Origin of the sequence: Amycolatopsis orientalis (genome assembly GCF_000943515.2) — a bacterium.
Lineage (GTDB): Bacteria > Actinomycetota > Actinomycetes > Mycobacteriales > Pseudonocardiaceae > Amycolatopsis > Amycolatopsis orientalis.
This window is the reverse complement of the sequence record NZ_CP016174.1, coordinates 2,664,583-2,675,819: the sequence shown is the minus strand read 5'-3', so window position 1 is coordinate 2,675,819 and position 11,237 is coordinate 2,664,583. Positions and strand designations below refer to the sequence as shown.

Genomic DNA, 11,237 nt, shown 5'->3' with positions numbered 1-11,237 from the left:
TCAGCTCCTCCCCAGAGCGGCCTGGACGCTGCCGCCGCCTTCAACCCGGATCCGATCGCGCAGCCAGTCCAGCAGCCTTCGGTCGCCGCCGGACAGGTCGATGCGGACGACCGGGGTACCGGCCGCGACCGACGCCGCGGAGGCACTCGCCGTCCTGGCCGCAGGGTCCAGCTGCCGCATCGGCGTGATCCCGTTGCCGTTGTTGATCGCGTGCAGCAGGTCGAGATTCTGCGCCGTGGAGCGGGCGTTGACGATGAACTCGCCGTTGGAGATCCGCGCGAGGATCGAGTCCGTACGCGGTCCACCCGGACCACGAATCCGGCCGCCTTGCGGAAATCCCGGCAGGCCACCGTCCGCGAACGCGTATGGCCGGCCGATCGGCCGGGGCGGGGCCGACACGTCCACGAAGGACGTCGTGATCGTGACGGTCTTGCCCTTGAGCAGGTTGATGGAGCGCTGGAGGTTGGCGACCTTGTCCGCTTCCTGGGCCGCGTTCGTGCGGATCGTGGCGTCGTAGGTCCCGGGGATCAGGCGCAGCGAGTCGGCCAGCCGGTTGGCGTCGCCCTTCGTCAAACCCATCTGCATCGCCACGCGGATGAACGCGTTCCGCGCTTCCTCGACCTTGGCCGCTACCTGACTCTGCGATGCGCCGTTCTGCACCATCGCCTGTGCCTGGTCCAATGCCGCCTTCGCCACCCCGTCCAGGGCGGCCTGGTTGTCGCGGCCCTTCTGGGTGTGGATGTCGAGGTTGCGGCCGTTCTCCTTCACCGCGGCGTCCGCTTCGGCGACGGCCTGCTGGAACCCGCGCTGCGCGTCGCGGTCACCGAGGAGCGCGCTCGCCGCCTTGTCCGCGGCCTCGACGAGCTTGTTCAGGCTGGCTACCTGCTCGGTGATCGCGGTCGTGTTGTCGCGCGCGGCGTCGGCCGATTTCCCTTGCGCGCCAGCGGCGCTGTTCGTGGACGACGCGGCGACTTCCTGCGCGGCGACGAATCCGGGGAGGGCCTTCTTCAGGTCTTCGATCGAGGCGACGCCGCGGTCGGCCAGAGCCTTGAAGATTTGCGCGGCCTGCTCGCCGCTGCCGGAGCGGACCATGTCAGCGAGCGCCTGGTCGAGGGCCTGGACCCGCTGAGTGCCCTTCGCGAAGGAGCTGTCGAGCGCCGTCGTGCCCGGGACAAGCTCGGCGATGCCGGCGAGGAACTTCGTGATGCCGTCGCTGTTCACCTGCGCGATGGCGGTCTTGAGCAGGTCCATGTCGCCACCGAGGACACGGGCGGCTTCGCCCGACGCCGCAGCACCATCGGCGTACTTCTTCAGCCCGACCTGGAGGGCGTCCACTTGCGGGTTGAGTTCCGACATCTTGGCGATCACGGCGCTCGCAGCGACGAGCAGGCCCGTGAAGCCCAGGGCGGCGACCGAGATCTTCCCGACCTTCGACATGTTCTGATAGGAGGTGACGACCGACGTGACGCCCTCCTTCAGCTTCCCGAACGCCGCGATCGCGAGCGGCACCCCCAGCGCGACCGCGGCGATCGCGGCGGCGGCGTTCTGCGTCGGCCCCGGCAGCAGAGAGAACCCGTCAGCGAGGAATCCGGCCGCGTCACCGACAGCGCTCAGCACGGGGATGACGACGTTGCCCAGAAAGCCGACGACGTTCTGTTCGAGTCCGCGAGCGAACGCGGTCAGCTTCGTCTGGGCGTTGTCGTTCAGCGTCTCGCCGAACTTGTCCGCCGCGCCGGCCACGTTGCCCAGCTCCCCCGCCGCTCCGGACAACTGTGCGATGAACTTCGGGATCTCGGTGACCGACAGGTCTTCCAGCGGGGTGCCGAACAACGCCAGCGCTGCTTGGGATTGCTGCGCCGGGTCCTTGATGTTCTTCAGCCCCGCGATGATCTCGGTGAAAGCCTGGTTCGCGGTGTCGCCTCCGGCCAGGAGACGGCGGGTCATGTCCTCGGTGGACATGCCGAGGATCTTGAACGCGTCGTCCGTGGTTTTCGACATGTCGGTGGCGCGGATCGTGAATTCCTTGATCGCGTCGCCGGTCTTGTCGATCCCGTACATGCCCTTTTCGGCGCCCTTGACGAGCAGCTCCATGGCCTGCTGGCCGGACAGCCCGAGGGCCTGCATGAAGGGCCCGTACTCGTCGGCGGCGTCGAGCAGGTCCTCCCGCACGGCGGCGGGCACCTTCTGCATCGACGCGGTGAGCAGGTCCATGGCCTGCGTACCGTCCTTGGCCAGCCCGGTGGTGATCATCTGTCCGGCGACCTGCGCAGCCCTGGCGGTGTCCACACCGAACGCCGTCGCGAGGTTGAGGACCTTCGCCGTCATCGACTCCACCGCGGACTCGCTGGCGCCCCGCATCCCGTCGATGGACGACACCACCGCGTCGACGGCGGTGGTGACGTCCTCGATGTTCGCGCCGTAGGCGTCGGCGTACAGCTTCCCGGCCGCGCCACCGATGCGCTGCGACTCGGCCTCGGTCAGGCCGAGCGACGCCGACAGCTTCGCCTTCGCCGCGTCCACCGAGAGCGCCTGGACGAACGCGGCGGCGAACGCGGCCCCGGCGGCGAGCCCCGCCCCGGCGGCCAGGGCCTTGGCGTTGTCGCCGAACGCCGACACCTTGTTGCCAGCCTTGTCCGCAGCGTCTCCGACCTGATCGAACGTCTTGGAGGCGTTGCGGTCGCGGGCGAAGATGTCAAAGGAAAGGCTGGCCATCGTCACTCCTCACCTTTTCCGTGCGCGTGCTTCGAGCACGTCCTGATAGGTCAAGATGGTCCGTTCGTCCATTTCGAGGAAATCGGAGAACGGGATCCCGGTGACGATGCTCAGCTCGACGAGGTTCCGGGTCGTCGAGCCGCTTTCGTAGGGCCCGGCTCCTCGCCGGACTCCTCCTCCGCGTCGGCATCCACGACCTCGTCGATCTGGCCGAGGAACGTGTCGAAGTCGGCCGCTTCCCGGCCAGCGTGGTGGAGCCCAGCCCACGCAAGGTAGTAGTAATACTGCTGGTGCATGTCCCGCCCGGCCTTGATGACCGACGTGCCGAAATGCCGCTCGAAGTCCACTTCGGCCTTCGGGCTCACGATCGACTCGACGACCCTGCCGTCGGAATACGTGACCTTCAGTTTCACTCGTGCCATTCAGTTCTCCTCAATTTTCCGGGCGATTCTGTCCATCGCCTGGATCAGTTCCTGTTGCACCGCCGGTGCGCCTTCGCGCATGGGCTCGGTGAACCAGCCCTTGCGCACGTCTTGCAACACCCACGGCCGGTGTCCGAATGTCGGGTGCCGGACCCGGCCACGGTCGATCCGCAGCGGGTCCTTGACGGCGTTGGTCTGCGCCTCGATCCGGATGCCGGCGCCGCGGCCGCTCATCTTGCGTTTGTGCCGAAGCGTCGTTTTCGCGACTCGCTTGCCGAGTCCGCCGGAGCGGGGAAGCTTTTCGATAGCGGACTTCTTCGCCGCCGCCTTCAGCGGCCGCAGGGCCTGGGTGATGGCCTTGGTGAGTTCGCCGCGGAGTTCCTTCGGCGCGCCCTTGAGGCGTTTGGCGAGGGCGACGAGCTTCTCGCCGCCCTCCGCCTCGATCATCCGACCTTGGCGATGGTCGAGTTCGCCGCCCAGGACGCCGACACCTCGACAGCGCCGCTCACCTCGGCGTTGACCTGGAAGTCCGGCAGGATCGTGCCGAACCAGTACTGCCCGGCGTTCGTCGTGTTCGGGTAGAGGTAGAACTTGCGCGGCAGGCCGTCGACGGCCGCGGTGTAGGTCTGGTTCGTGGCGTCGTCGTAGAAGCCGCTGAACTCGCCCGACGCGTCCGGCAACCCCGCCAGATAGGTCTTGTTGGGGTCGCCCATCGCAGTGACGTCGATCTTCTCCGTCTCGAAGTTGATCGACCAGGACGCGAAGAACGGCAACGGTTCTGCGGCGGCGGTGTCGCTCGCGATGCCCATGTAGATGCGGCCGCGGCGCCCGGCAATGCGTGCCATGGTGGTGTCTCCTATTCGGTGAGCAGCCGCATGAGGTCGGCTGCGCGATGGGTGAAGGTGCGGTCGGCGATGGCCGCGCGGGCTTGCGCCGCCAGCTCCCGCCGCTCGGCCGCCCGGCCGAGCCAGTACCGGAGCTGCTCCGACGCTTCCCCCGCTGTGGCGAAGATGGGAAGCATCGAGAGAACGTCGTCCCCCTCGGGTCGGGGATCGCGGAGGAAGAACATGCCGCAGGCAGCCATCTCGACCTCGCGGGGGCCCATCGCCCAGCCGTCCGCGAGGTGCTCAGCCTCGGCTTCCCGCCGGTAGAGGTTCAGCCCGATGCTCCCGGACCGGTACACATCGGCGGTCTGCTCGTTGTCGAGGCATTCCTCGGGGTCGTGAGCGACGAAGGGACGCAGCGGCGAGCCGTCGTCGAGCTGCTGCCAGTTACCGGCGAGCAGGACGTCCAACCCGGACAGGTCCATCTGTTCCAGGAACTCGATACGGCTGGCGTACCCCGTGCCGACGAACGCCAGATCCGCGGCGAGGTCTGGGTTTCCCGGGCCGGGGCGGTGGATCGCCGGCCGGTAGCTGTGCGGCATGTACACCGTCGGCGCGACGGCCTCGAACTGCGCGAGGTTCGTCGGGTCGTTGATCAGGTTCAGGTCGGCGTGCGCGGCGATCGCGAGCTGCCTGCCGTCCTCGTATGGCGATTCGGTGTGCAGCAGCACCACCTTGGTCCCGTACGACCGTGCCAGGTCGAGCAGCTCGGGCGTGTAGAAGAACGCGGACACCGCGAACAGCACGTCCGGCCGCGTCTTGTACAGGGCGGCGTAGAGGCCGTTCACGGCGAGCTTCTGCGCCTGCTCGGCGCTGACCGCCTTGCGGACCTCCCGGTCCGGGGTCTCCAGCAGCGCGGCGTCGTAGAAGGTGAGCCGCTCGGCGAGGTTGAAGTCGAGGACCTGCTGCCCGAGTCCGCGCAACGCTTCGACCCAGCCGACGTAGACATCGTGCACCGAGAACTGCGGTCCCGGGTGGGCGGCGAGGAACCTCATCCGGCCACGCTCACGAAAATCCGGAACTGCACGTTGTAGTACTCGATCTCGCCGAAGCTGGCGATCCGCGGCGCCCCGGCGTCGGTGACCTCGGCGAACATCGCCACGCCGCCGAGGAGCGGATCGGCCTCGACGGCGGCTTTCACCGAGTTCGGGCCCTCGCCGTCGATAAACGAGAAGAGCAGCTCTTGGCCGGAGCGATCGGACGCCATCGACGTGAACACGTCCGCGCTGAAGACGAGGTCGTCCGAGCCGCGCGACATCGACGAGTCGTAGGTGACGGTCTCCAGCGACAGCACTGCGGCGGGCGGGTCGATCGCGCCGGGGATGGTCTCGTGGACGCGGAGCCCGTCGATCGTCTCCAGGCGCGTCTTCAGGCCGCGGAGGACGGGGAGGAGCGCGGCCATCAGGACATCAGCACCGGGTAGCGGAGGTACGGGCTCAGCATCCGCATGGCGAACGGGTTGTTACGCACTTTGATCACTCCGAAGTCGCTGTATCCGCCGGATCCGAACGGGTTGTCCGGCAGCTTGAAGATTTCCTCGGCGACGATGAGGCACGACTCCTTGACGGCGGTGGGGATCGCCGCCCAGCCCCAGCGCGCGGTCACCTGCACGGTTGCCCGGCGGTTGCACGGGAACCGTTGCGTGATGGCGCGGATCGTCCACCAGGGCCAGCCGGGGACACCGCCGACGATCCCGTCGAGCGGCTCGAGTTCGTATTCGCCTGGCGACCACGTGCCGGTGAACGTCCCATCGGCCTGTGCCGTCTTGATGACGAGTCCGGTGGTGGTGTGGAAGTCGTCGACGCGCACCAGGTGCCTGTGCTCGGGGCGGTAGGTTCGCGCCGAGGCGGCGCCGGCGTCGTTGAACTGCCGCTCGCAGACGGTCTCGATCCCCTGGGACGCTGCCGTGATCGCCTCGGCGAGCCGCGTATCGTCCTTGGTGTCGTTGATGCGCAGCCGCGCCTTCAGCTGGGCCACCGTTGCGTAGGGGTCACCGATCGGCATGGCGGGCCTCCGGTTTCGTTGCCACGCAACGGACGTCGGCGGGCCGCTCCTGGCGGTCGATCACCATGTCGACGAACCCGCACTCGGCGAGCACGGCCCGGAGGTCGTCCGGTTCGACGTTGCCGTAGTGCTCGCCGGGGTACAGAGTCGGCCCGCCGTCCACAGCGGAGTGGGCCGGGCGGCCCGGTCCGGCCATCGTGGCGATGAACCGGCCGCCCGGCTTCGTCGCCGTGAACGCGGTGGCGCAGATCTCCGGCCACACCGCGGTGTGTTCGAAGGTCTCCGCGGTCACGACGACGTCGTACTGCCGATCCGGGGTCCACGTGGCGGCGTCAGCGACGATGTCGACGCCTTGGCCGTCGGCGATGTCCAGCACGATGTAGACGGTGGCGCCGGGGAACAGGTCCCGGACGCTGCCGTTGATGTTCCGGCCACCAATGTCGAGAACGGTCACCGGCTCCGTGGTGGCGTGGCGCGCTACCCATTCGTGGGCCTCGGCATGCATCTACTTGTCCGACGGCTTCGGGACGGCCTTGTTGGCGGGCGCTCGTGTCTTGGCCCGCTGTGTGTCCGGCTGCTCGTCCGCGGCCGCGTCGGACTTCTCCGGCTCGGCCTCCTTCTCCGGCTCCGGGTCCGGCTCGGACTTGCCGATGTCGGCGAGCCTGAGCCGCTTCGCGTCCGCGTCGGGAACGTCGGTTCCCGCCGGGTACTGGAGGAAAGCGGCGTCGGGGTGACCGTGCTCGACGAGTTTCCCGTCGGCGGTCCGCCAGATGTGCTTGTCCACTGTGTACACGTTGCGCTCCTACCGGTAGAAGACGACGACGCGGAACTTGCCCGCGGTGAGGGCGGCGACGGCGGGCGTGACGGTGATGCTGCGCGCCGCGGTGGTCTTCACGCTGCTGGCGCCGGTGAAGGCCGGGGTGAGCGACTTGCGGCCGGTGGTCGACCAGGGCGCGCCGCTCACCACCGTTCCGGCGACGAGGTCGCCCGCGCCCTCGGAGTTGACGGCGAGCGTCGCCGCGCCGCCGGAGGCGACGGCGGTGTCGACTTCGAGATAGCCGCCGACGATGACCGAACCGGCCGGGATGACGTTGCCCAGCGACGCACCGCCCGCCGAGCGCAGGGTGATGGTGGAGACCGCGCCGCCGTCGACCGCGAAGTCGTACTCGCCGGACGCTTCCTTGATCCGTGTGGTGCCCTCGATGACAGGCATGGACCGTTCCTTTCTGAACGTACGAAAAGCCGGGACCGGCCCGCCGAGGGGGCGGGCCGGTCCGGGTCGATCAGAGACCGGTGACGGTGCAGAACGCGGCCGGCCTGTACACCACCAGCGCCGCGCGGATGTCCGCGCGGATCGCCTGCTTGCCCTCGACGAAGTAGGTCGAGTGCGAGTTGCTGACCTGAACGTCGATGCCGCGGCGGACCGCCAGCTCGATGAAGTTCTGGTAGTCACCCACGACGGCGGCTCCGGCGGGGTTCGCCTGGGCCCGAACGACCTGGAGACCCCAGATCCGCTCAGGACCGGCGTCGGACGGGTTGCCCCAGATGTAGAGCCCGTCGGCGGTACGCAGCAGCCGCACGGACTGCCAGTCGGTCGGGTTGAAGACGACGGCGTTGGCCATGGCCTGGCCGATCGTCTCCACCTTCACGATGCCCTTGTAGACGGCGTCCGGAACCGGGTCGGCGCCCTTGGCCTGGGTCTGGATGCCGGCGATGTTCAGAAGGCCGCGCAGGTTGGGCGCGGTGCCGTTCCCTACGAGGATCTGCGAGTCGAGCCGCTGCCGGATCATGAACGGCAGGCGGTTCTCGACGTAACCGCGGGCCTGCGGCTCGTCCTCCAGCTGCTCGTCGGTGACCGGGAGGAACACCGCGATCTTCCGGACGAGGGAACTCTGCTCGGTCAGCGCGAGCGCCGCCTCCTGGTAGGTACCACCCTCCGCGGTCTCCTGCGCCGCGTTGTTGAAGGTGGTCTCTTCCATGTACTGCACGGCGGACTGCGAGGTCTCCGTCTGCGGGATCAGGTCCGCGACCTGGATCGGGCGGGTCGCGTACGGCACCACCGTGCCGGTGCGGGTCACCTCGGGCGTCCAGCCCGCCGAGGTCGACATCAGGGTCTTGAGGTGCACGTCGAGCGTGGCCTCCGGACCGATGCGGCCCTGCTTGAGCTTGTAGGCGTCGGAGGCGGTGAACAGCTCGCCGATGCTCTTCTCGCGCCGCGGCGAGGGGATGTCGCCGTTCTCGGCGCCCGGCTCCGCGCCGCCGGAGCCTGGAGCCTGCTTGGCGCGGTCCGCGGCCTTCTGCACGACAACGAGGTTGTCGCGCTCCTTGCCGAGATCCTCCATCTCGCTGTTCAGCTCGCGGATCGCGGCCGCGATGTCGTGCGTGGTGCCCTTGACGGCCTTCACCTTGGTGAGGTCGATCTCGGGACCGGCCTCGTCGAAGATGGTGGCCAGCTTCTTACGGCGGTCGGCGAGCTTGCCCTCGACCTCCGCCAGTGCGGGGAAACTCATGTCACTCTCCAGTGGTCAGGTTGGCCGCGATGAACCGCGCGAATTCGCGGTGCGCGTCCTCTTGTGGGGTGTCGAGCAGGGACCGCAGGGTCCGCGTGTCCTCGTAGATCCACTCCAGGAGGTCGATCGAGGGTGCGGCGAGGGCCTTGCCCTTGCTACGGCGGAGAGCCATGACTTCCGACGTGCGCTCGATGAGGCTGTCCAGACGCGCCATGACGTCCGCCGCCTCTTCGTGGTACTTCAGTGCTCCACCCAGCTCGGCCTTGAGTTCCGGGACATCACGGTCCGCGTCGATCAGGTGCTGTGCCAGGTGGTCGTAGACGGCCTTCCGCTCAGGATCGGAGAGGCCGTGGTCGCCCTTCGCGCCGTTCAGCACGGCGATGCCGATGAGGCACGCCCGGAGGTTCGCCTCACCACCGACGCCGTGGTGGTGCGGGAAGCGATAGGCGGTTTTCTGGGTCGGATCCTTGGACGGATCCACATAGGCGTGGACCGCCCGCAGATCGTCGATCGTCGCGTCGCCGGGGAGTTCAGCGACGACCTCCGCGCCGTTCCACCGCTTGGTGGTGACGCGAGTCTCGTGGGGACGGATCGCTGCGTTGTATGCGGTCGCAGGGTTCACGCGCGCCGCCTCCTTCTGGGATTTCACTGCCAGGGTTCGGGTGTTCACGCCGGCGCCGACCAGGACCGGCGAAACCTCGTGCGTCTTCAGCTTTTTCAGGAGCATCACGTCTTGGCCGTCGAACATGCCGGACTCGGCGTCGATGACGTCGAATCCGTACGACCACTCCTGACGGGCACCGATTTGCTTGACCACCTCGAAGGTGTCGCGCCCGGCGGTGGTGTCCATGAAGAACTGGCCTTCGAGGATGGCTTCCTTGTCCGTGGTGCGGATGACGCCCTTCCCGACCGGGAGCGCGCCCTGCCACGACGTGTGCTGGTACGAGGAGATCAGGACTTCGGCGCCGTCCTCGAACGCACCGGGCAGCGTGACGTCGCCGTCCTTGTCGACCACGTTGAACGTGGCGAACACGGCCGAGACCTGCCCTTTGTCCGCCGACTTGATCTGGACCCGGGACAGGTTCTTATGCATCGCTCACCCTTCCGTTCGATGCCGCAGGCAACGTCGGCATTCCTTGACCAGGCGCCTGAAGCTGGACGCTGAACAAACCGCTGTGCCGTCCGGTAAGGACGTTCAGATCGCCGGTGATCAGGTACTGGATCGCCGCGTCGGGCTCGTATCCCGCGTCCAGCAGCGTCCGCAGGGCGAGCGCGTCCTGCGCGCGGATCTCGGCGTCGTCTTTCGCGTCCTCGCGCAGGAACGGGATGTCCCGCGCGTCGTACCAGAGGCCCGCGCCCTGCGGCGGAGTCACCAGGGTCTGGAGGGACGGCGCCGCCTTCGACCACAGGTCCCGCATCGTCGAGTCGACGAACAGGCGCCGCGCCGCCCCGAAGTTGCCCGCGTTCAGGCTGGAACCCTGCAACCCCTCGGAGATCCCGAGGATGCTCGCCGGGATGCCCGCCGCAGTCGCCAACCGGGTTTCACCGGCGCCCTGCGTGACTTTGAAGTCCAACTGGCGCAGGTCGGAACCGAGGGCCTTCGCGTCCGCACCCGCCGTCAGGTACAGCGTCTTGTAGGCGTTCCCGGCACCGCGGTGCCGCGCCTCCATCATGTCGACGATCTCGTCGAACTGGGTCTTGCTCACCGCAGGGATGCCGGACACCACCATGCCCGGCGTGGCGCCGTTCTCGAAGTACTTCAGCTTGTGCTTGGTGGCCGCGTTGTCGGCCATGATCTCCCGGATCACCGGGGTCAGCCACGACATGCCACGGAACCGGGCGACCGGGTCCGGCGTCGGCGAGTAGTGGCACACCTCGCCCGGCAACAGCAGCAACGGGTCCGAGTACCCGCCGCCGGAAACCCGCGGCTCATAAAGAAACCCCACGACGCGAGCGTCCACGTTGTACGGGTTCCCGGACGGAGCGTCGATGACCAGCGTCACCCAATCCGGCCGCATCCGGGAAATCCGGCGCCCTGGACCGGTGGCGTTCCGGCCGATGTGCCCCGCATCGTCCACAGTGGTCGCGTAGAACTGCCCGGCGAGCGACGCGTCCTGCTCCATGTGCGCCAGCAGTTCCCCGGTCGTCCCGTTCGGCCACGGATTCTCCAGAAGGCCGAGTTCCGGCGACCCGAACAGATCACCCGGGCGGCCGTTCACCTTCCGGCGCCACGCGAACGACGCCTGCGAAAACACCTGCTGGCGGCGATCGATCGCGGCGAACACCACACCATTGCCCTTGTAGGCGCCCGAAACGTAAGACTCGTAGTCGTTCTCGATCCGCTCGCGGGTCGGCGACGTCGAGCCGTACAGCCCGTAGCGGGCGGCGTCCAGCTCCCAAAAGGGCGGCTCACCCGCCCAGTCCTTGCGCCGCGCGCCGCGCGCGTCGTCGATCTTGTCGAGCAGCCCCATCAGGCACTGCCGCCAGACCGGCGCGAGCCCTGCGCCTCACGCCAACCGACCTTCACCGCGGTCGCAGACCATGCGAACGCCCGCCACAGCACCACGAACGTCTTCCCGACGACCCAGCCCAGTCCGAACAGGACTGCGGCGACGCCGAGCAGCACCGTCTTGCCGAACTGGATCTGCCGCGCCTCCGCGGTGATCTCGTCGACGGGCACCCGGTCGAGGATGGCTGTCATCTCG

At 68.2% G+C, this 11,237-nt stretch carries 14 protein-coding genes; all 14 read right to left on the bottom strand.

The features are described from left to right. The 14 genes from SD37_RS11775 to SD37_RS11710 all read right to left on the bottom strand — a co-directional run bounded on the left by SD37_RS11775 (position 1) and on the right by SD37_RS11710 (position 11,233). Positions 1–2,712 carry a phage tail tape measure protein gene (locus tag SD37_RS11775; RefSeq protein ID WP_065912808.1) on the bottom strand — a complete coding sequence of 904 codons (2,712 nt, stop codon included), beginning with the start codon at positions 2,710–2,712 and terminating at the stop codon, positions 1–3. Positions 2,713–2,822: 110 nt separating this feature from the next. Next, entirely contained in the window at positions 2,823–3,134 is a 312-nt protein-coding gene (locus tag SD37_RS11770) for a hypothetical protein (RefSeq protein ID WP_044851552.1), read from the bottom strand. Next, positions 3,135–3,581 (bottom strand): hypothetical protein, encoded by a 447-nt coding sequence (locus SD37_RS11765; RefSeq protein ID WP_052674947.1) that lies wholly within the window; start codon positions 3,579–3,581, stop codon positions 3,135–3,137. After that, a complete protein-coding gene (locus tag SD37_RS11760) occupies positions 3,578–3,979 on the bottom strand; it encodes a hypothetical protein (protein ID WP_044851553.1) in 402 nt (133 codons plus the stop codon). The genes SD37_RS11765 and SD37_RS11760 overlap by 4 nt, the downstream gene beginning before the upstream one ends. 11 nt (positions 3,980–3,990) lie before the next feature. Continuing rightward, on the bottom strand, positions 3,991–5,013 hold the full coding sequence (locus SD37_RS11755; RefSeq protein WP_044851554.1) for a glycosyltransferase family protein: 1,023 nt from the start codon (positions 5,011–5,013) through the stop codon (positions 3,991–3,993). Beyond that, complete coding sequence (locus tag SD37_RS11750; protein WP_052674948.1) at positions 5,010–5,420, bottom strand: hypothetical protein; 411 nt, start codon at positions 5,418–5,420, stop codon at positions 5,010–5,012. The genes SD37_RS11755 and SD37_RS11750 overlap by 4 nt, the downstream gene beginning before the upstream one ends. Further along, positions 5,420–6,022 (bottom strand): phage head-tail connector protein, encoded by a 603-nt coding sequence (locus SD37_RS11745; protein WP_044851555.1) that lies wholly within the window; start codon positions 6,020–6,022, stop codon positions 5,420–5,422. The genes SD37_RS11750 and SD37_RS11745 overlap by 1 nt, the downstream gene beginning before the upstream one ends. Then, a complete protein-coding gene (locus SD37_RS11740; protein WP_052674949.1) occupies positions 6,009–6,527 on the bottom strand; it encodes a class I SAM-dependent methyltransferase in 519 nt (172 codons plus the stop codon). Before SD37_RS11740 ends, SD37_RS11745 begins: the two co-directional genes overlap by 14 nt. Beyond that, complete coding sequence (locus SD37_RS11735) at positions 6,528–6,815, bottom strand: hypothetical protein (RefSeq protein WP_145926613.1); 288 nt, start codon at positions 6,813–6,815, stop codon at positions 6,528–6,530. 9 nt (positions 6,816–6,824) lie between these two features. After that, positions 6,825–7,235: a hypothetical protein gene (locus SD37_RS11730; RefSeq protein WP_044851557.1), complete on the bottom strand. Its 411-nt coding sequence runs from the start codon at positions 7,233–7,235 to the stop codon at positions 6,825–6,827. A 70-nt stretch (positions 7,236–7,305) separates the two neighbouring features. After that, positions 7,306–8,532: a phage major capsid protein gene (locus SD37_RS11725; protein WP_044851558.1), complete on the bottom strand. Its 1,227-nt coding sequence runs from the start codon at positions 8,530–8,532 to the stop codon at positions 7,306–7,308. Between the two features lies 1 nt (position 8,533). Continuing rightward, the gene (locus SD37_RS11720; RefSeq protein ID WP_052674950.1) at positions 8,534–9,625 is read right to left on the bottom strand and encodes an HK97 family phage prohead protease; all 1,092 of its coding nucleotides are present in this window, start codon (positions 9,623–9,625) and stop codon (positions 8,534–8,536) included. Further along, positions 9,618–11,003: a phage portal protein gene (locus SD37_RS11715; protein WP_044851559.1), complete on the bottom strand. Its 1,386-nt coding sequence runs from the start codon at positions 11,001–11,003 to the stop codon at positions 9,618–9,620. The genes SD37_RS11720 and SD37_RS11715 overlap by 8 nt, the downstream gene beginning before the upstream one ends. Beyond that, positions 11,003–11,233: a hypothetical protein gene (locus SD37_RS11710; RefSeq protein ID WP_044851560.1), complete on the bottom strand. Its 231-nt coding sequence runs from the start codon at positions 11,231–11,233 to the stop codon at positions 11,003–11,005. The genes SD37_RS11715 and SD37_RS11710 overlap by 1 nt, the downstream gene beginning before the upstream one ends. Positions 11,234–11,237: the final 4 nt, after the last annotated feature.